General features: G+C 69.1%; 19 protein-coding genes and 1 tRNA gene. 14 read left to right on the plus strand and 6 right to left on the minus strand.

Annotated features, from left to right (window positions below; translation table 11 throughout):
• Positions 1–15: 15 nt before the first annotated feature.
• Entirely contained in the window at positions 16–1,011 is a 996-nt protein-coding gene (locus tag CEP17_RS00965) for a metallophosphoesterase (RefSeq protein ID WP_112930927.1), read from the minus strand.
• Positions 1,008–3,587 carry a transglycosylase domain-containing protein gene (locus CEP17_RS00970; protein WP_112930928.1) on the minus strand — a complete coding sequence of 860 codons (2,580 nt, stop codon included), beginning with the start codon at positions 3,585–3,587 and terminating at the stop codon, positions 1,008–1,010. Before CEP17_RS00970 ends, CEP17_RS00965 begins: the two co-directional genes overlap by 4 nt.
• A gap of 86 nt (positions 3,588–3,673) precedes the next feature.
• Here CEP17_RS00970 and CEP17_RS00975 point away from each other — a divergent pair, with 86 nt between their 5' ends.
• Genes CEP17_RS00975 through CEP17_RS00985 form a run of 3 tightly spaced genes read left to right on the plus strand, consistent with a single transcriptional unit; the run spans position 3,674 to position 4,781 of the window.
• A complete protein-coding gene (locus tag CEP17_RS00975; RefSeq protein ID WP_036317087.1) occupies positions 3,674–3,892 on the plus strand; it encodes a DUF4177 domain-containing protein in 219 nt (72 codons plus the stop codon).
• The gene (locus CEP17_RS00980; RefSeq protein ID WP_112930929.1) at positions 3,889–4,356 is read left to right on the plus strand and encodes a RidA family protein; all 468 of its coding nucleotides are present in this window, start codon (positions 3,889–3,891) and stop codon (positions 4,354–4,356) included. The genes CEP17_RS00975 and CEP17_RS00980 overlap by 4 nt, the downstream gene beginning before the upstream one ends.
• A 53-nt stretch (positions 4,357–4,409) precedes the next feature.
• On the plus strand, positions 4,410–4,781 hold the full coding sequence (locus CEP17_RS00985; RefSeq protein ID WP_112930930.1) for a PLD nuclease N-terminal domain-containing protein: 372 nt from the start codon (positions 4,410–4,412) through the stop codon (positions 4,779–4,781).
• Positions 4,782–4,820: 39 nt separating this feature from the next.
• Here the strand turns inward: CEP17_RS00985 and acs are convergent, their stop codons facing one another.
• Positions 4,821–6,791, minus strand: coding sequence for an acetate--CoA ligase (acs, locus tag CEP17_RS00990; RefSeq protein WP_112930931.1), 1,971 nt, complete (start codon positions 6,789–6,791; stop codon positions 4,821–4,823).
• Between the two features lie 399 nt (positions 6,792–7,190).
• Here acs and CEP17_RS00995 point away from each other — a divergent pair, with 399 nt between their 5' ends.
• The 9 genes from CEP17_RS00995 (at position 7,191) to CEP17_RS01035 (ending at position 16,433) form a co-directional block, all read left to right on the plus strand.
• Entirely contained in the window at positions 7,191–8,297 is a 1,107-nt protein-coding gene (locus tag CEP17_RS00995) for a TadA family conjugal transfer-associated ATPase (RefSeq protein WP_112930932.1), read from the plus strand.
• A complete protein-coding gene (locus CEP17_RS01000; protein ID WP_112930933.1) occupies positions 8,294–9,241 on the plus strand; it encodes a pilus assembly protein TadB in 948 nt (315 codons plus the stop codon). The genes CEP17_RS00995 and CEP17_RS01000 overlap by 4 nt, the downstream gene beginning before the upstream one ends.
• A gap of 38 nt (positions 9,242–9,279) precedes the next feature.
• The gene (locus tag CEP17_RS01005; RefSeq protein ID WP_036286284.1) at positions 9,280–9,516 is read left to right on the plus strand and encodes a DUF4244 domain-containing protein; all 237 of its coding nucleotides are present in this window, start codon (positions 9,280–9,282) and stop codon (positions 9,514–9,516) included.
• A 59-nt stretch (positions 9,517–9,575) separates the two neighbouring features.
• Entirely contained in the window at positions 9,576–9,848 is a 273-nt protein-coding gene (locus CEP17_RS01010) for a TadE family protein (RefSeq protein ID WP_239498555.1), read from the plus strand.
• A 49-nt stretch (positions 9,849–9,897) separates the two neighbouring features.
• On the plus strand, positions 9,898–10,224 hold the full coding sequence (locus tag CEP17_RS01015; RefSeq protein ID WP_036316007.1) for a hypothetical protein: 327 nt from the start codon (positions 9,898–9,900) through the stop codon (positions 10,222–10,224).
• Positions 10,225–10,291: 67 nt separating this feature from the next.
• On the plus strand, positions 10,292–12,991 hold the full coding sequence (gene topA, locus CEP17_RS01020; protein WP_112930934.1) for a type I DNA topoisomerase: 2,700 nt from the start codon (positions 10,292–10,294) through the stop codon (positions 12,989–12,991).
• The gene (gene tmk / locus CEP17_RS01025; protein WP_112930935.1) at positions 12,988–13,611 is read left to right on the plus strand and encodes a dTMP kinase; all 624 of its coding nucleotides are present in this window, start codon (positions 12,988–12,990) and stop codon (positions 13,609–13,611) included. Before topA ends, tmk begins: the two co-directional genes overlap by 4 nt.
• 66 nt (positions 13,612–13,677) lie before the next feature.
• Entirely contained in the window at positions 13,678–14,856 is a 1,179-nt protein-coding gene (locus CEP17_RS01030; RefSeq protein ID WP_051039436.1) for a DNA polymerase III subunit delta', read from the plus strand.
• Entirely contained in the window at positions 14,853–16,433 is a 1,581-nt protein-coding gene (locus CEP17_RS01035) for an alpha/beta hydrolase (RefSeq protein ID WP_112930936.1), read from the plus strand. The genes CEP17_RS01030 and CEP17_RS01035 overlap by 4 nt, the downstream gene beginning before the upstream one ends.
• Positions 16,434–16,436: 3 nt before the next feature.
• Here the strand turns inward: CEP17_RS01035 and CEP17_RS01040 are convergent, their stop codons facing one another.
• From CEP17_RS01040 to CEP17_RS01050, 3 genes are all read right to left on the minus strand, one after another.
• Positions 16,437–17,096, minus strand: coding sequence for an ABC transporter permease subunit (locus tag CEP17_RS01040; protein WP_016464466.1), 660 nt, complete (start codon positions 17,094–17,096; stop codon positions 16,437–16,439).
• Positions 17,089–18,129: a methionine ABC transporter ATP-binding protein gene (locus CEP17_RS01045; protein WP_112930937.1), complete on the minus strand. Its 1,041-nt coding sequence runs from the start codon at positions 18,127–18,129 to the stop codon at positions 17,089–17,091. Before CEP17_RS01045 ends, CEP17_RS01040 begins: the two co-directional genes overlap by 8 nt.
• 81 nt (positions 18,130–18,210) lie before the next feature.
• The gene (locus tag CEP17_RS01050; protein ID WP_036315991.1) at positions 18,211–19,104 is read right to left on the minus strand and encodes a MetQ/NlpA family ABC transporter substrate-binding protein; all 894 of its coding nucleotides are present in this window, start codon (positions 19,102–19,104) and stop codon (positions 18,211–18,213) included.
• Positions 19,105–19,330: 226 nt separating this feature from the next.
• On the opposite strand from CEP17_RS01050, the gene CEP17_RS01055 reads away from it, so the two are divergent.
• Positions 19,331–19,406 (plus strand) — tRNA-Thr (locus CEP17_RS01055).
• A 26-nt stretch (positions 19,407–19,432) separates the two neighbouring features.
• The gene (locus tag CEP17_RS01060; RefSeq protein WP_112930938.1) at positions 19,433–19,828 is read left to right on the plus strand and encodes a hypothetical protein; all 396 of its coding nucleotides are present in this window, start codon (positions 19,433–19,435) and stop codon (positions 19,826–19,828) included.
• Positions 19,829–19,885: the final 57 nt, after the last annotated feature.

Genomic DNA, 19,885 nt, shown 5'->3' on the forward strand with positions numbered 1-19,885 from the left:
GGCAACCCTCCGAGTCTACCCCGTCGATGCCTCCCGTGACGAATCGAGCAGGCTGTCGTCCTCGCGACGCGCGCGCAGCGTGAGCACCGACGCTTCGGGACGGCATCCGAAGCGCACCGGAGCGTAGATCGAGTGTCCGAGCCCGGCCGAGACGTTCAGCGGCACGCGGCGTCCGGCAGCCGCCCAAGTGCTCAGACCGCGGGCCTGGTCGAGGGGGATGTCGCAGTTGGCCACCAGGGCGGAGGGGGAGAAGGGGATGCGCACCTGACCGCCGTGCGTGTGTCCGGCGAAGATCGCCTGGGCGCCCAGTTCGACGAATCGGTCCAAGACGCGTCGGTACGGCGCGTGCGTCACACCGATCACGAGGTCCGCATCCCGTGCAGAACGCAAGAGCCGACCGCGTCGGGCGCCCTCTATCGCGGCAGGCAGAGCCGGCAGATCGTCCCACTCGCGGTGCGCGTCGCTGACTCCGAAGGTCTCCAGCCGCAGGCCGCCGGCCTCGACAACAGCCGCGGTGTTGTTCAGGTTCGTCCAGCCGAGCTCATCGGTGAAGTAGGCGTCCATGGCTGCCGTGTCCAGCCCCACGACGTTGCGCGGACCGGCCGACGGCCCGCGGAAGTAGTTGAGAGGATTCCGGGCCGACGGTCCGCTCACGTCGTTCGAGCCATGGACGAAGAGTCCCGGCACACTGCGCAGGGGCGCGAACGCGGCACGGATGCCCTTCAACCCCTCGGCATGGCCGAGATTGTCTCCGGTGTTCACGACGAGATCGGGTCGGACCGCGTCGGCGAGCAGGGCGATCCACTGCTGCTTGCGATGCTGCCACGGAGCCATATGGGCATCCGAAAGATGGAGCACCGTCAGCGACGGAGAACCGACCGGAAGGATGTCGAGCTCATGCCGACGGACCGTGAAGAGGAAGCGTTCGATGCAGGTGCCCCAGACGGCAGCTCCGACGGCCACCGCCCCCGCCGCCGAGAGGGCGGCGAGGGCGGTGCGCGCGGGCGTCACGGACGTCCGCCGCAGTTCTTGGCCTGGTACTGCACGGTGATCTGCGTGCTGCGGTTGACGACCGTTCCCGCGGCGGGATTCGTGCCGGTCACGGTGCCGTTGTCATCGGCGGTCGGCGAGGCGGTGCACTGCTGGGCGACATTGCTGAAGCCCTGCGCCTTCAGTGTGTTCACGGCATCCGCGGGCTTGCCGCTCACGGCCGGAACGGCGATCCCCTGCCCGTTGCTGGGACGGATCGTGACGGTCGTGCCGCCGGCGACCTTGCCCGCACCGGGGTCCTGCTGGACGATGGTGCCCGCGGCTTCGGTTCCGTCGACCGGGTCGCCCACCGTCACCGAGAATCCGGCCGTGCTCAGCGTCTGCTGCGCCTGGTCGATGGTCATGCCGATCACCGACGGCAGATCTGTCAGCTGGCGCTTGGTCAGCGCGGCATCCGGGTCGGGGAAGCGATCGCCGCCGTACTTGGCGTTCGCGGCCCCCTGCATCGCCGGCCAGATGGAGTTGCGGATCTTGGAGAGTACGTAGCCGTTCTCGTAGTGATCGCTGAGGAGGTCGGTGCCTTCGACGTTTCCGACCCAGACGACGGTCGCGACCTTGGTCGACGAGCCGTCCATCCAGGTGTGCAGGTACTCGTGGATACCGGTCTTGCCGAACACGGGGACGCCGTCGCCGATCTGGGCGCCGGAGCCGGTGCCCGTCATGACGCCCTGCAGCGTGTACGCCGCCGTCGCCGCGACCGCCTCGCTCATCGCGGGCTGGCAGGTGATCTGCGGGGTGATGTCCTTGCCTTGCGCATCGAGCGCCTTGTCGATCGCCTTCGAGGGGCACAGCGTGCCCTTGGCGGCCACCGAGGCGTAGACCTGGGCCATGTCGATCGGAGCAACGGCCTGATCGCCGAGCACGTTGTAGGCGTAGTTCGTGGTGTCCAGCGCTCCGCCGCTGCCCGTCATCACGCCCATCTTCATCGCCAGCCGGTTCGTGCTGCAGACGGAGATCTTCTCCGCCATCGTGAGGAATCCGGAGTTCAGGGAGTCGCGCGTGAAGTTGTACACGGTACCCACGTAGCCCGAGTTGTTCTCGAAGTTTCCGATCTGTCCGTTGCCGTTGTTGCCCGCGACGACGTTCTGGATCGTCCCGTCGCACTGGTCGACCTTCTTCGGGCCGATGCGCCCGTTCAGGGTCTCGTTGACCGAGTGTCCCTGCTCGAGCCAGTTGAGCAGACTGAAGATCTTGTAGGTCGAACCCGCCGAGTGACCGCCGCCGCCACCGTTGTCGGCGCGCACGTTGTAGTTGACCTGTGTGGTGGGTCCGTTGACGGCGGCATCGTCCGTCGAGAACGGGCGGTTCTGCACCATGGAGAGAATGCGCCCCGTGCCGACCTCCACCTGCACGGCGGACGCGCCCAGGTTCATGTAGTCGACATGGGCGGGCACGATGGAGATGGCCTTCAGGCCCTCGTCCTGCAGCGTCGGGTCGAGCGTCGTGTAGATCTTCATCCCGCCGCGACGCAGGTTCGCCGCGCGCGTGTCTTCGTCGGCGCCGAAGGCGGGGTCGTTGAGCAGAATGGTGCGCACGTACTCGCAGAAGAACTCGGCGCCCGTCGCGTTCTGGCAGCCCTGGCTGCGGTTCGTGATGTTGGGTGTGATGGGCGAGGCCATCGCGTCGTCGTACTCCTGCTGCGAGATCTTGCCGTTGGCCAGCATGCGGCCCAGCACGTAGTTGCGTCGGTCGAGGGTGAGGGAGTACCCGTCGGCCTGGCTGTTGATCGGGTTACCGGCCTTGTCGGTCGTCGACCCTTCCGGCATATCGATGCGGTAGACGTTGGGAGCCTGCACCATGCCGGCGATCGTGGCCGCCTGTGCGATCGTCAGGTCTGCTGCCGACACGCCGAAGTAGTGTTCGGCCGCCGCGCCGATGCCGTAGACGAGGCCGCCGAAGTTGGTGATGTTGAGGTAGCCCAGCAGGATCTCATCCTTGGAGTACTGCTTCTCGAGCTGGATCGCGTATCGCATCTCCTGCAGCTTGCGCTGGTAGCCCTCGGACCCCTGGTTGGCCGTCGTCGTGGCGTAGCATGCGGCGACTTCGTCGGAGTTCTGCGCCTTGCTCTCACAGTTCTGCTGCAGCACGTTCTTGACGTACTGCTGGGTGATCGACGAGCCTCCGCGGTTGGAACCGTTGGAGGCGTTGCCCACGAGCGCGCTCAGGGTGCCGACGAGGTCGACGCCGCCGTGCGTGTAGAAGTTCTTGTCCTCGCTGGAGGTGATTGCGTCGTACATCACCGGGTTGACCTGGTCGAACGTCACCGGGATGCGGTTCTGGTCGTAGAACTCCGCCATCAGTGCGTCGTTGCCGTTCGCGTCCTTGCGGTACATCTCGGTCGGCAGCATGAGCGGATCGATCTGGAGGAAGCCCGGCATGTTCTCGAACGTGTCGAGTGCGCTGGAAGCGGCGTAGCCGGAGACCGCGATCGCCGGTGTCACGGTGGCCGTGACGAGGATGCCGGCGATGGCGCTCAGACCGACGAGTCCCGCAATGCCACCGAGCACACCGGTGGCCGTCCGTTTGAGTTGGGGCATAGGCTTGATCGTAAGGGAGAACCCTGGGGGATCCCTCGGTGCGCGCGGGCGCGCCACCACTGGCTACACCGAATCCGGGAGTCCGCATGACCACGTGGGAGTACCTCACGACCCCTCTGCTGATCCACAACACCGCCGCGATCCTCAACAACTGGGGCAAGCAGGGGTGGGAACTGGTTCAGGTCGTCCCCGGACCCGAAGGTGGACTCGTCGCGTACTTCAAGCGCCCCGTCGGCGCGGGCACCGCGAACGCGGGCCTCGGCGCGGCGGCGGTCGCCGCCCAGCAGTTCGGGGAGGACGCATGAGCATCGCCGCCCGTCTGAATGAGCTCGGCATCGAGCTCCCCTCCGTGGTTCCTCCGGTCGCGTCGTACGTCCCCGCCGTCGTTCACGGCGATCTCGTCTACACCTCGGGCCAGTTGCCGATGGTCTCGGGTGCGCTGCCGGCCACAGGCAAGGTCGGCGAGGGAGACGGGCTGGTTGCGGCATCCGACGCCAAGAACCTGGCGCGCCAGAGCGCGCTGAACGCCCTCGCGGCGGCGGCAGCCGTCGTGGGCGACATCGATCGGCTGGTGGGCGTCGTCAAGGTGACCGGGTTCGTCGCGTCCGTGCCGGAGTTCACCGGTCAGCCCGGTGTCATCAACGGCGCCAGCGATGTGCTCGGCGACATCTTCGGTGACGCCGGACGCCATGCCCGTTCCGCCGTCGGCGTGCCGGTGCTGCCGCTGGACAGCCCCGTCGAGGTCGAGGTCGTCTTCTCCATCGCCTGATCCTCGTGCACCCACCCGTTGCGCGGAGGCGATGACGCCGCCAGGGTGGAGGTATGCCGTTCCTCGCTCTGCTGGTCTTCGTCATCATGGTCGCCGCGCTCGTCGATGCGATCACGAGGCGCGACGATCAGGTGCGCCACCTGCCGAAGTTCGCCTGGATCATCTTCATCATCCTGCTGCCCCTCGTGGGATCGGTCCTCTGGTTCGCGCTCGGTCGCGAATGGGGCAGGGCGTCCGAACCGATGAGCTTCGGCGACCCTCGACGGTGGTCACGTGAGGCGGAGCCGCCGGCCGCGGCATCCCCGATGCGCGATACCCGCACGACCGAGCAGCAGCTGGCCGATCTCGCGCGGGAGGAGCGTGCTGCGCGCCTCGAGGCGGAGATCCGGCGGCGCCGGTCGGCACAGGAGGACGGCGCGAACTGACGCGCCGCCCTCCGATCGGCCGCGGCGGCCGATGGGGCCCTACTTCTTCGTGACCTTCGACTGGATCGTCGACATGACCATGGTGTCGGCCAGCGTCGTGGTGTCGCCGACCTCGCGTCCCTCGGCCACGTCGCGCAGGAGCCGACGCATGATCTTTCCGGAGCGGGTCTTCGGCAGCTCGGTGACGATGTACACATCACGCGGGCGTGCGATGGGGCCGATCTGCTCGCCGACCCACCGGCGGAGGACGTCCACGATGCCGTCGACGTCGTGCGCCTTGAGGAACGACTCCTTCAGCACGCAGAACGCGACCACCGCCTGGCCCGTCGTGTCGTCGGCGGCACCGACCACCGCGGCCTCGGCCACCGCTTCGTTGCCCACGAGCGCCGACTCGATCTCTGTCGTCGACAGACGGTGCCCGGACACGTTCATCACGTCGTCGACCCGGCCGAGGAACCAGACGTCGCCGTCATCGTCCAGGCGCGCGCCGTCGCCCGCGAAGTAGAAGCCCTTGTCTTGGAACTTCTCCCAATAGGTCTCGACAAACCGTTCCGGGTCGCCCCAGATGCCGCGCAGCATCGAGGGCCACGGCTTCGTGATGACCAGCAGGCCCCCGTTGCCGTTGCCGACGTGCGTGCCTTCGTCGTCGACGACGTCGATGCCGATTCCGGGAAGCGGCACCTGAGCCGATCCCGGCTTGGTCTCGGTGACTCCGGGCAGTGCCGACACCATGATCGCGCCCGTCTCGGTCTGCCACCACGTGTCGACGATGGGGGCCGCATCACCGCCGATGATCGATCGGTACCACATCCATGCCTCGGGGTTGATGGGCTCGCCCACAGAGCCGAGGAGACGCAGCGAGGACAGATCGAACTTCTGCGGGATCTCGCGGCCGAGCTTCATGAACGAACGGATCGCCGTCGGCGCGGTGTACAGGATGGTCACGCCGTACTTCTCCACCAGTTCCCACCACCGGCCCGGATGCGGCGCGTCGGGCGTGCCCTCGTAGAGCACCTGGGTGGCGCCGTTGGCGAGCGGACCGTACGTGACGTAGGAGTGCCCGGTGATCCAGCCGATGTCGGCCGTGCACCAGAAGACGTCCGAGGCCGGGTGCAGGTCGTGCACGACCCGGTTGGTGAACGCCGCCTGCGTCAGATAGCCGCCCGAGGTGTGCAGAATGCCTTTGGGCTTTCCGGTCGTGCCCGAGGTGTAGAGGATGAACAGCGGGTTCTCCGCCGGGAACGGCTGCGCCTCGTGCTCGGCGGATGCCGCGGGAACCGCTTCGTGCCACCAGATGTCTCGGCCCTCGGTCCAGGAGATCTCGTTGTCCGTGCGGCGCACCACCAGCACGTGCTCCACGCTCTCCTGCAGCCCCTCGCCGCGGTCGCCCAGGGCCTGGTCCACGGCCGGCTTGAGGGGCGAGACACGTCCCTTGCGGTATCCGCCGTCGGCGGTGATAACGAGTTTCGCTCCCGCGTCGTCGATGCGCGAGCGCAGGCTGTCGGCCGAGAACCCGCCGAAGATCACGGAGTGGATGGCGCCGATGCGGGCGACCGCGAGCATCGCGACGATCGCTTCGGGGATCATCGGCAGGTAGATGGCGACGCGGTCGCCGGCTCCGATGCCGAGCTGCTCCAGCACGTTCGCCGTCCGCTTGACCTCCTCGGTCAGCTCGGCGTAGGTGATGCGGCGCTCATCGCCGGGCTCGCCTTCCCACAGCAGCGCGACGCGGTCGCCGTTGCCGGCCGCGACATGGCGGTCGAGGCAGTTGTACGCCACGTTCAGCTCGCCGTCGGCGAACCACTGGGCGAACGGCGGGTTCGTCCAATCGAGGACCTGGGTGAACGGGGTGTGCCAGTGCAGGCTCCGGGCCTGCTCCGCCCAGAAGCCGTCGCGGTCGGCATCCGCCTGCGTGTACAGACCGGCGGTGGCGACGGCATCCGCGGCGAACTCGGGGGAGGGGGCGAACCGGCGGGTTTCATTCAGCAGGTGGTCGATCTGGCTGCTCATCTGCGCGCTCCTTTGCGGCGGTGGCGGGATCGGGTCCCGGACGACTCACGAAATCTAGCGACCGCGACCGACACGGCACTACCTCCGGAAGGAGGGGGCGAGCCCTGCGGCGCGGGTCCGTGGTTTCACCGATATATCAGCGTCGACACGCGTTTTCGAGTGGAGCGGGGCTGGACGTCTGCGTATGCTCGATCCGGCCGAACTTCGATTCAGGCAGCGCGACTCCCGACCACCCCCGATTCCGGGATGTCGCGTGGCGGCATCCCATCTCCCCCTATGGGATGCCGCCTTCTCTCTTTCCGCCCCGTCGGCTCCTCCCCAGGGAGGGCGATCGCTGCGTTCCTCACGGGTGAGGTCGCGCCCGGCCGTCGCCGCGCGCCGCGCACGTAGCGTCGGGGTATGTCCGAGCCTTTCGTCGCCCACCGCCGCGGCACACGTCGCGTTCCGGAGGCGGTACGCCGGTTCGTCGTCGATGAGCGTGGCGTCGAGTCCGTCGCGCGTGTCCGCGCCGACGCGGCGGAGCCCGCGATGGCGTCGGGGCCGGTTCCGCTGCGTCGTGCGCGACGCCGGCGCCTTCCCGATCACCCGGCCCTCGAGCCCCTTCGTCACCTCCTGAGCGATCCCGAGGTGACGGACGTGTTCATCAACGGCACAGACGGCCTGTTCGTCGACCGCGGCGCCGGGGCCGTGCCGGTCGTCGAGTGGCGGGCGGATGCCGATGAGCTGCGCGCGCTGGCCGTCGCGCTCGTCGGAATCGGCGGGCGCCACCTCGACGACGCCTCGCCCGTGGTCGACGTGCGGTGGGAGCACGGCGCGCGCGTGCACGCCGTGCTTCCCCCCGTCGCGTGCACGGGCACGGCCATATCGATCCGTCTGCCGCAGGTCGACGTCCCCGATCTCGATGAGCTCGCCCGTCGCGGCCTCTGCGATGCCGAGACCCACAGGCGGCTCGAGAAGCTCGTGGCGGCGCGTCGCAACATCCTGGTGTCGGGCGCGACGGGTGCGGGCAAGACCACGCTGCTGTCGGCGCTGTTGGGCCGGGTACCGCCGCACGAGCGAATCGTCACGATCGAGGACGTCGCCGAGTTGCGGGTGGACCATCCGCACCACGTGCGTCTCGAAGCGCGCCAACCGAATCTCGAAGGCGCCGGCGCGGTTCCGCTGTCGCGTCTCGTCCGCGAAGCCCTGCGGATGCGGCCCGATCGGCTGGTCGTCGGAGAGTGCCGTGGCGAGGAGGTCCGCGAACTGCTGACCGCCCTGAACACGGGTCACGAGGGCGGCGCGGGCACGGTGCACGTCGGCCGTATCGCCGATCTGCCCGCTCGGCTCGAAGCGCTGGGCGCTCTCGCCGGAATGGACGATCGGGCGCTCGCGCGCCACGTCGTCAGCGCGATCGGTGTCGTGGTGCACGTCGAGCGCGGTCCGGACGGCATTCGTCGCGTGGTCGGTTTCGCCCGGCCCGGGCTCGACTGCCATGGTCGGTTGGAAATGGCGGCCGTGCCATGAAGGCTGCCCCGGCTGAGGCCACGGAGGCCGCCGAGACGTTGCAGAGGCTCGCCGTCCTGCTGGAGGCCGGTGTCGCGCCGGCGCAGGCGTGGTCACTGTTGGCGGAGGACGGCGATGCCACGGCGCTGCGCCTCCTCGGCGACGCTGCGCCCGACGACGGCGGAGGGGAGGCGGAGGGCGTTCCCCCTCCGCAGCACCACCCGCTGCTCGATCCGACGGAGAACATGGATCGGCTGGGAGGGGCGTGGACCGACGTCGCGGTGGCCTGGCGCGTCGCCCAGACGGTCGGAGCTCCGCTGGCGCCGAGTCTTCGCCAGTTCGCCGGCGCGCTGCGATCAGCTGCCGAGATGCGCGATGACGTCGCTGTGGCCCTTGCCGACCCTCGGGCCACGGCGCGCCTCGTCGCGTGGTTGCCTGCCGTCGCGATCCTTCTCGGGGTCGCCCTCGGATTCGACGTGGCCGCGGTGCTGGTGCACCCGGTCGGAATCGGCTGCATCGCCACCGGCGCCGCGCTCATGCTCGCAGCGCGCCTCTGGACGGCGCGCCTCGTCGCTCGGGCGGAGCCCGACAGGGGGCTGGCGGGGCTACAGAGCGAGATCGTGGCGATCGCTCTCAGCGGGGGCGTGTCGGTCGAGCGCGCCCTCGCCGTGACCACCGCTGCGGGCGCGGGCGAGATCGAAGCCGACGTCCACGCGATGCTTCGGCTCTCACGACGTGCCGGTGCGCGCGCGGTGGAGTTGCTGCGTGCGGACGCGGCAGAGCAGCGTCGCAGGGCGCGCACGGACGGCCGGCTGCGCGCCGCTCGCCTCAGCTCTCGGCTGCTCCTGCCGATGGGTGTCTGCACCCTGCCCGCCTTCCTTCTGCTCGGCGTCGCGCCCCTGCTGATCTCGGTCCTCAGCGGTTCGACGCCCCTCCTCACGTCCGCGGGATCGCCGGCGGCCTGACGTGCCCCCTTCCACACCGAGAGAAAGTAGGACTCTGCATGTTCCATCCTTCGCCCATCACGCTCACGAGCGGCGGGGCCACCGCTCTGCCGCCGCTCACGCTGCGACGTGCGCGCGAGCTCTACGCCGACGAGTCGGGGGCGGCCACCGCGGAGTACGCCGTGGCCACCATGGCCGCCGTGGCCTTCGCCGGGCTGCTCGTCATGATCATGCGCAGCGATGAGGTCCGCGGCATCCTCACCGACCTCGTCCGCCGCGCCCTGACGGTCGCATGATCCGCCGGTGCGATGACGGCGGATCCGCGACTGCCGAATTCGCCGTCATCGTGCCCGCGGTGGTCCTTCTCATCGCCCTGACCGCGGGCTCTCTGAGCGCCGTCGGTCGCCTCGTGCGTCTCGAGCAGGCGGTTGCACAGGCCGCGCGACTCGCCGCTCGCGGCGAGCCCGATCGGGTCGCCGAGCTCGTTGCGACCATCGCCGATGCGCGTCTCGATGCGATCGCCGCGGACGGCGACCTCGTCTGCGTGACGGCCTCCGCCGGCGTCCGCGTGCCGTTGCCCCTTCCCGAGCTGAGCGCGCGCTCCTGCGCTCTCGACGGCGGGCGGTGAGCATGGTGTCGGCGGATACGTTCGACGCGCGCGGTGGGGAGTCCGTCTGATGGCCGGGTCCGCCGCCGCGCTCGGCGCTCTCGCCGTCGCCGCGGCGGCAGCGGTGGGAGTCGGCGCGGTCGGCGCCGCCTCGGTCCACTCCGCTCGCGCGGCGGGAGCGGCCGACGCCGCGGCTCTCGCCGCCGCGGATGCCGTGACCGGAGCTGCGATCGGCGTGCCGTGCGATCGCGCGGCCGAGGTGGCCGCCTCCGTGGGGGCGGAACTCATCGCGTGCGCGGTCGTCGAGATGACCGCCACCGTTCGCGTTCGCGTCGGCGGCGGCCTGCTCGGCGCCGAAGCCCGCGCGCGTGCCGGACCGCCGTCGGGGAGGGAATGACCGGCCCGCTCCCAGCGTCTTCCCCATGGGGCGGTGTGTATGGTGTGCATCGGAGAAAGGACGCCACGTGGCAGCTGTCAAGAGTGCTGGGGGCAAGAAGCTCGTCATCGTCGAGTCGCCGACGAAGATGAAGTCGATCCAGGGATACCTGGGCGACGGATACGAGGTGCTCAGCTCGGTCGGTCACATTCGTGACCTTGCGGACAAGAAGGACATTCCCGCCGAACTGAAGAAGACCTCGGTCGGGAAGTACTCGATCGACATCGAGAACGGCTTCACTCCGCTGTACGTGGAGAGCGAGCGCGGCAAGAAGACCGTCGCCGAACTCAAGCGCGCCCTGAAGAACGCCGACGAGCTCCTGCTCGCAACCGATGAAGACCGCGAAGGCGAAGCCATCGCGTGGCACCTCCTGGAGGCACTCAAGCCCAAGGTCCCCGTCAAGCGCATGGTGTTCCACGAGATCACCAAGGACGCCATCCGCGCCGCCGTCGACAACACCCGCGAGCTCGATCTCGCGCTGGTCGACGCTCAGGAGACACGCCGCATCCTCGACCGCCTGTACGGGTGGGACGTGTCCGACGTCACCCGGCGCAAGGTCGGTCAGGGCACCTCCGCCGGGCGCGTGCAGTCGGCGGCCACCCGCCTGGTCGTCGATCGCGAGCGTGAGCGGATGGCGTTCGTCTCGGCCTCCTACTGGGATGTGGAGGCACTCGCCGCCTCCGGACAGGAGTCTTTCGCCACGCGCCTCGCCCGCCTCGACGGCGCGCCGCTGGCCCGCGGCACCGACTTCGACGACGCCGGTCAGCTCAAGAAGGCCGTCGTCGTGCTGACGGAGTCGCAGGCGCGTGAACTTGCCACCGCGATCGAGACGCGAGGCGACGCCACCGTCACCGCCGTCGAAGCCAAGCCCGGCACCCGCAGCCCGAAGCCCCCGTTCACCACCTCCACCCTGCAGCAGGAGGCCGGACGCAAGCTCTCGATGAGCGCCAAGCACGCCATGGGCGTCGCGCAGCGGCTCTACGAGAAGGGCTTCATCACCTATATGCGCACCGACTCGACGGCCCTGTCGACGCAGGCCGTCACCGCCGCGCGCACCCAGGCCGTCGCCCTCTACGGCGACAAGGCCGTGCCGGTCAACCCGCGCAGCTACCGCAACAACAGCAAGAACGCGCAGGAGGCCCACGAGGCGATCCGCCCCTCCGGTGATGCGTTCCGCACCCCGGCATCCGTCGCGTCCTCGCTCGACCGCGACGAGCTGCGTCTGTACGAGCTCATCTGGAAGCGCACCGTCGCCTCGCAGATGTCGGATGCGAAGTACGAAACGACCACGGTGACGCTCGAGACCGAAGCCGCAGGTCGGACGGCCGCGTTCACCGCGTCGGGAACCGTCTACACCTTCAAAGGTTTCCTCGAGGCCTACGAAGAGGGACGGGACGAGAAGCGCGGCGACGCGGACAAGTCCGACGATCAGTCCCTTCCGGCGCTCGCCGTCGGCGACGTGCTCTCTCTGAGCGACGTCGAGCCCAAGGGCCACGCGACGAGCCCGAAGCCCCGCTACACGGAGGCTTCGCTGGTCAAGGCGCTCGAGGAGAAGGGGATCGGCCGCCCATCCACCTTCGCGAGCATCATCGACGTCATCATCAATCGCGAGTACGTCACCAAGCGGGGCCAGGCACTGGTTCCGAGCTGGCTCGCGTTCAGCGTCGTCCGACTGCTCGAGGAGCACTTCGCCGACCTCGTGGACTACGACTTCACCGCGGCGCTCGAAGACGATCTCGACGCGATCGCCCGCGGCGAGCAGCAGCGGGTCGCGTGGCTGAACGAGTTCTACTTCGGCTCCGAGAACCACGTCGGTCTGCGCCACATCCTCGACAACCTCGGCGAGATCGACGCGCGCGAGATCAACGCCACCAAGATCGGCGACGTCGCCACACTCCGCTTCGGACGCTACGGGCCGTACCTCGACGTGCCCAACGATGACGGCACGACGCGCATCGTCAACGTCCCGAGCGATCTGGCCCCCGACGAGCTCACCCCCGACAAGGCTCGTGAGCTCATCGACGCGCCGATCGCCGGCGACCGGGTGCTCGGGCAGAACCCGGACAACGGGCGGGACATCGTCGTCAAGGATGGACGCTTCGGTCCCTACCTCGAAGAGGTGCTGCCCGCAGAGCCCGAGTCCGAGCCCGAGCCGGTCGCTACCGAAGGCGCCCCGAAGAAGCGCGTCGCCAAGAAGAAGGTCGAAGCACCCAAGCCGCGCCGTGCGTCGCTGTTCAAGAGCATGTCGCCCGAGACCATCGACCTCGAGACCGCTCTGAAGCTCTTCTCGCTGCCGCGCACCGTCGGCGTCGAACCGGAGACGCAGACTCCGATCACGGCCCAGAACGGCCCCTATGGCCCGTACCTGAAGAAGGGCACGGACTCGCGCTCGCTCACGAGCGAGGACCAGATCTTCGACATCACGCTCGAGCAGGCGCTGGAGATCTATGCGCAGCCCAAGTACGCGAACCGCGCCGCGAGCTTCCTGAAGGAGTTCGAGGCCGACCCCGTGTCGGCCAAGCCCATCCGCATCAAGGATGGCCGGTTCGGCGCGTACGTGACCGACGGCACCACGAATGTGACCATTCCGCGCGGCCAGACCGCCGATGACATCACGTTCGAGGTCGCCGTGCAGATGCTGGCGGACAAGCGCGCCAAAGGTCCCGCGCCCAAGCGCACCACCCGGCGAGCGACGACCACGCGCAAGCCGGCCGCCAAGAAGAAATGACCCGCGGGATCTGGGTCACCTTCGAAGGCGGCGACGGCACCGGCAAGACCACGCAGGCCACGCGTCTGGAGACCTGGTTGCGTGAGCAGCAGCGCACCGTCGTGCGCACGCGCGAACCCGGCGGCACGGAGGTGGGTGTGCTCATCCGCGAGATCGTGCTGCACCATCGCGGCGAGGTCGCGTCGCGGGCCGAGGCGCTGTTGTACGCCGCGGACCGCGCGCAGCACGTGGCCACGCTCGTGCGGCCGGCGCTGGCGCGCGGCGACGTGGTGATTCAGGACCGCTATCTCGATTCCTCCGTGGCCTACCAGGGCGCGGGACGCGTGCTGGATGCCGAGCAGGTGCGGGATCTGTCGATGTGGGCCACCGAGGGGGCGCTGCCGGATCTGACGGTGCTGCTCGACCTCGACCCGGCTGTCGCGCGGCGGCGCCTCGACGCGGCGGACAAGCCCTTCGACCGTCTCGAGGCCGAGAAGAGCGCGTTCCATGAGCGGGTCCGCGACGCCTTCCTCGCCCTCGCGGCGGCCGATCCACGCCGCTTTCTCGTGCTCGACGCGGCACGGTCGGAGGACGAGCTCGCCGCCGCTGTCCGCGATCGCATCCGCCCTCTGCTGGCCTGAGGTGTCACCTCCGCGGCACGACCCGATCGGCGGTGGGCTGTCGGCACCTGCCCGTAGGCTGGGCTCATGAGTGCGGATTCGGCGATCGCCACGGCAGATCGATCCCGCGCCGCGTTGCCGTGGGGCGAGGTATGGGGTCAGGATGAGGCGCTGCAGCAGCTGCAGGCCGCGGCATCCGACCCCAGTCAGCTCGCCCACGCATGGCTGATCACCGGGCCCGCCGGGTCGGGGCGCTCGACGCTGGCTGCGGCCTTCGCCGCCGCGCTCATCGCTGAGCCGGGCGACGAGGCGGCGATGCGCCAGGTGCTCGCGGGAACGCACCCCGACCTCACGGCGCTGCGCACCGAGGGCGTCATCATCTCCATCAAGGATGCGCGCGCCCTCGTCGAACGCTCCTATTTCTCTCCGTCGCTGGGCCGGTACCGCGTCATGGTGATGGAAGACGCCGATCGCATGATCGAGCGCACCAGCAACGTGCTGCTCAAGGCGCTCGAAGAGCCGCCCGAGCGCACCGTGTGGATTCTCTGTGCGCCGAGCGAGGCCGACCTCCTGCCCACGATCCGTTCGCGGGTGCGCACTCTCCGCCTGCGCGAGCCCGACGTCGCCGACGTCGCCCGGCTCATCGTCGCGCGCACGGGCGTCGACGAGCAGACCGCCGAGCAGGCGGCGCGGCTGTCGCAGCGTCACATCGGCATGGCCGTGCGCCTTGCGACGGATGCCGACGCGCGGGCACGCCGTGACGAGACCCTGCGTGCCGTGATGTCGGTGCGTGGCGTCGGGTCCGCCGTCGAGACGGCGGCGCGCATCGTCCAGGTCGCCACCGACGACGCCAAGGCGCTGACCGCCGAACGCGACGACGCCGAGCGTGAGGCGTTGTTGCGGACGCTGGGCATCACGCCGGGAGCCGCGGTGCCGCCCGCCGTGCGCAGTCAGCTCAGCGCGCTCGAGGACGACCAGAAGCGCCGAGCGACGCGGAGTCTGCGTGACGGCATCGACCGCGTCCTGACCGATCTCGAGTCGATGTTCCGTGACGTGCTGATGCTGCAGTTCGGTCGCGGTGACGATCTCATCAACCGAGAGTTGGCCGATGAACTGGCCGCCCTCGCGGCGGCGTGGACGGCTCCGCGCACGCTGGTCGTGCTCGACGCCATCGCCGCCACCCGAAGCAACCTGGAGGGCAACGCCGCCCCCGCCCTGGCCCTGGAGAGCATGCTCGTGACCGTCGCGAGCGGGAGGACCCTGTGACCGAGACACCCCGCCGTCCCCGCAGAACCCTCATGCGCCGAGCGCTGATCGCCGTCGCATCCGTCGCCGCGGCATCCACGATGCTCACCGGCTGCCTGTATGCGGCGATTCCGCCAGAGAGTGCGAGCACGCCGGCACCGAGCCGCCAGCCGGACGTCGAGGGCGTTCCGGCCGGGTTCGAGCAGTTCTACGGGCAGGCACTCGACTGGAAGGCGTGCACCGGGACCGACGCCGGCCGTTTCGACTGCACGACCGTGTCGGCGCCGTTGGACTGGTCCGACCCCGCGGTCGGCACGATCGACCTTGCCGTCATCCGTCGCGCCGCGAGCGACGGGGCTCCGATCGGCTCGCTTCTGACCAACCCGGGTGGCCCGGGGGCGAGCGGGTACGACCTCATCGCCCAGTCCTCGTCTTTCGCCGTGGGCTCGGCGCTGTCGGATGCCTACGACGTCATCGGCTTCGACCCCCGCGGCGTGGGGCGCTCGACCGCCGTTCGGTGTTTCGATCCGTCGGCGATGGACGCGTACCTCTTCGACATTCCCACCGATCCGCGAGGCAGTCAGGGGTGGACCGATGAGCTGACGGCGCGAAACCGCGACTTCGTCGCTGCGTGCGAGGCGAACAGTGGCGGCATCCTGAAGTACATCACCACCGACAATGCGGCGCGCGACATGGATCTGCTGCGCGCCGTGCTCGGGGACACCAAACTCAACTATCTCGGCTACTCCTACGGCACCTTCCTGGGCGCGACCTACGCCAAGCTGTTCCCCGAACGGGTCGGACGACTCGTGCTCGATGGCGCGATCGATCCGTCGGTTTCCGGGCTCGACGTGAGCACGACGCAGGCGATCGGGTTCGAGTCGGCGCTGCGGGCGTACATGGCGGACTGCCTGCAGAGCCGCAGCTGTCCGTTCTCCGGCACGGTCGATGAGGGTATGGCGGCGCTCGGCACTCTGCTGGCCAGCGTCGATCGCGTACCGCTCACCGCCTCGGACGGCCGCAAGCTGGGGGCTGACACGCTCATGACGGCGATCATCGCCGCCCTCTACTCGCAGGACAGCTGGACGTATCTGTCCACCGCGCTCTCGGATGCCCTCGCCGGCAAGCCCGACACCGCGTTCCAGCTCGCAGACTTCTACTACGCGCGCTCGAACGGCACCTATCAGGACAACTCGACCGAGGCGTTCCGTGCCTACAACTGCATGGACTATCCGCTCGACACCTCGCAGGCCGACAAGGATGCTGCCGATGCGATCGTGAAGCAGAAGGCGCCGACGATCGCCCCGTACTGGCAGGGCGTCGACGTCTGCGAGGTGTGGCCGTATCCGCCGACCGGTGTGCGCGAGAAGATCACCGCCGACGGGGCGGCGCCGATCGTCGTCGTCGGCACGACGAACGACCCGGCGACCCCGTACGAGTGGTCGGTGTCGCTCGCGCAGCAGCTGTCTTCGGGCGTGCTGATCACCCGCCAAGGCGAGGGCCACACCGGCTACAACAAGGGCAACGCCTGCGTCGACAAGGCCGTGGAGTCCTATCTCGTCGACGGCACCGTGCCGACGAACGGCCTCACCTGCTGATCGCTAACGACGCAGGACGCGTCGAGCGAGGGCGTTGCCCACGAACTGCACGAGCTGCACGATGACGATGATCACGAGCACCGCCGACCACGTCACCCACGGGTTGAACTGTTTGAAGCCGTAGTTGATGGCGAACTCGCCGAGACCGCCGGCGCCGATGGCGCCGGCCATCGCCGTCATGTCCACGAGGGCGACGACGACGAAGGTGTAACCCAGCAGGAGCGGGCCGAGCGCCTCGCGCGGGATCAGTCGGAACAGGATCCTCGAGCGGCTCGCTCCCGCGGCGCGCGCCGCCTCCACCACTCCCGGGCGCACCGTCAGCAGGTTCTGTTCGACGATGCGACTGATCGCGAACAGCGACGCGATCGTGATCGCGAAGATCGCGAACGGCACGCCGATGCCGGGAAGTCCGATGCCGCGGGCGATCGGTTGGACGGCGGCGAGCAGAATGATGAACGGTATCGGACGGAAAGTGTTCACGATGACGTTGAGAACCCCGAACACCACGCGGTGGGGAAAGAGGCTGCCGGCCCGCGTGGCGTAGAGCGCCATTCCGAGCACCAGGCCGCCGAGGCCGCCGAGCAGCAGCCCGGCGGAGGCGACGTAGAGGGTCTCGACCGTCGCGTCCCAGAGCTGCGGCAGAAGAGTGATGAGCCTATCCACGAGTGTCCTCCTCGGTCAGACGAGCGACGGTGGATGCCGCCGCCAGTGCGCGCTCCACGGCATCCGCCTCGCCGGTGAGCGCGAGGGTGAGGTGGCCGAACACTCGACCGTGGATGTCGTTGATACCGCCGTGGACGACTTCGAATCTCACGCCGTGCGCGGCAAGGATCGCGAAGACCTCGGCCTGCGCGGAACCCTCGCCCTCGCGGACGTCGAGGGTGACGATGCGCCCGTCGTGCCGCGCGCGCAGTGCAGCAAGGTCGGCTCCGCGGGGGACCTCGTCGATGACGCTCGCCACGAAGCGTGCGGTGGCGGGGTGCTGGGGGGCGGAGAGTACGTCGAACACGCTGCCGGACTCGATGACACGACCGCCCTCCATGACGACGACGCGGTCGGCGATGACCCGGATCACGTCCATCTCGTGCGTGATGAGCACGATCGTCACGCCGAGTTCACGGTTCACGCGCCGCAGGAGAGCGAGCACCTCCTGTGTGGTGTCGGGGTCGAGGGCGCTCGTGGCCTCGTCGGCGAGGAGGATGCGAGGGCTCGTCGCGAGAGCGCGGGCGATGCCGACGCGCTGCTTCTGCCCGCCCGAGAGCTGTTCCGGGTAGGCGTTCGCCCGGGCGGCGAGGCCGACGAAGTCGAGCAGCTCGGCCACGCGATGGCGGATCTCGTTCCGCGGCCTGCCGGCGACCTCGAGCGGGTAGGCGATGTTGCCCGCGACGGTGCGCGAGTCGAAGAGGTTGAACTGCTGGAAGATCATCCCGATGTCGGAGCGAAGGCTGCGCAGCTGCCGTTCGGGCAGTCGCGTGATGTCGGTGCCGTCGATCTCGACCGCACCTGTCGTGGGGATCTCGAGGGCATTGATCAGGCGCAGGAGGGTGGACTTGCCCGCCCCCGAGTAGCCGATGACGCCGCACACCTCGCCGGCAGCGATCTGAAGCGAGACGTCGTCGAGGGCGACGACGGGTGGAGCGCCCTTCGTCTGCGGCGGATAGGTCTTGGTCGCGGAGACCAGTCGGATGAGGCTCATGAGATCTCGCTCGGTGTCGATGGACGGACGACGAACGCGCGCATGCGGCCCTGCCCGGAGGCGGGGCCGCATGCGCGGCGGTCACTGCTGGGCGCGGATGTCGTCCTCGGTCTTGTTCAGCGAGCTGACGAGGTCGGCGACCGGCGTCTTCAGCAGCACGGCGCTGCCGCCGGATGCGTCGAGCACCCCTTGCTGCACCGATGCCGTCTCCTGGTAGATCTTCACGAGCTTCTGATACGTCGGGTTGTCGGCATCCTTGGCCTTCGCGGCGAAGACGTTGATGTACGGGAAGGCCGCCGGGTCGGCGGGGTCATCCTGTGCGAGCAACTGATCCTTGGTGAGCCCGGACTTTGCGACGAAGTCGTTGTTGACCACGGCGCCGGCGAAGTCGGGAAGAGAGGATGCCGTGAAGTCGGCGGCCACGGCCTCGACCTTCACCGTGGAGCCGGGCTCGATGTCGGCCACGGTCGAGAAGATCGATCCGCCGCCCTTGAGCGAGATCAAACCGGCCGACTGCAGCACGAGCAGGGCGCGTGCCTGGTTGGACTCGTCGTTGGGGACGGCGATCGTGCCACCGTTCGGGATGTCCGCGACGCTCTTGTACTTCGTCGAGTACAGGCCCAGCGGGTAGATCGCGGTCGCACCGACCGGGACCAGATCGTCACCTGCCTTCACGTTGTAGGTCGCGAGGTAGATGATGTGCTGGAACTGGTTGAGGTCGAGCTCGCCCGCAGACAGGGCGGGGTTGGGCTGGTCGTAGGCGTCGAAGTTCACGATCTCGACGTTGATCCCTTCGGCGGCCGCGGCATCCTTGTAGGTCTGCCAGTACGGGTCGCCCGCGCCGACGACACCGATGCGGACGGGGTCCTGCGCGCCGCCGGTGCCCTCCGCGGGGGCGGCGGCGCCGGACGCGCAGGCGCTCAGAAGAAGGGCAAGGGGAACGGCCAGGATCGCGGCCAGGGACTTTCGGGACATGGTGGTGCTCCTTGTGGATCGGGGCACCGCGTCGCGCGGGATCTCTCGGCTCCCCGCGCTCGCCTCGTCGCGGTGCCTGATCGACGGTAGGCACAGTCGACCGAGGTCGCGGAATCGCTCCGTAACACGGCGACACCGCGCGGGTGAGGCGGTCGCCGTCGTGGTTCGCGACCGGGCTCCGGACCCTGTAAGATCGGTGATCGTGCATGGCGCTCCGGCTCCTTGCGCCGCCTTAGCTCAGACGGCAGAGCGATTCACTCGTAATGAATAGGTCAAGGGTTCGATTCCCTTAGGCGGCTCCACTTCTTCACCGACTTCGGGGAGACCGATGGATCACGCGATCGACGCGCTGATCGAGATCTTCACCTGGGTCGGTTTCGGCGCCTTTCTCCTCCTCGCGATCGCCGTCGTGATCGCGTGGGCGGCGGACGGCACGTGGCTGCCGGCCGACGCGATCATCGACCGTGACGGTGAGCAGCCGGTCGCGCGGTGGTTCGACGCCGACGGGGACGCCAACAGTGCACCGCTGTCGGCGGCGGATGCCGCGGTCATCGGCGACGCCGCCGCGGCATCCATCTGGTACCGCCATGGCTGGCAGGGGCGGATGCGGCTGCAGCGGCGAGCGGCGGGGCTGCGTGCGCTGACCTGGTCGGCGGCGGGCATGCTCGCGCTCGGCGTGGTCAGCCTCGTCGCGGGGTGGGTGCTCTACTTCGCCCGCGGGTGACGCGGGTGACGGGGTTGACGGGGGTGACGCCGCCGCCGCACATCGTGCTGGCAGGAT

It is taken from the genome of Microbacterium sp. PM5 (assembly GCF_003293595.1).
GTDB lineage: Bacteria > Actinomycetota > Actinomycetes > Actinomycetales > Microbacteriaceae > Microbacterium.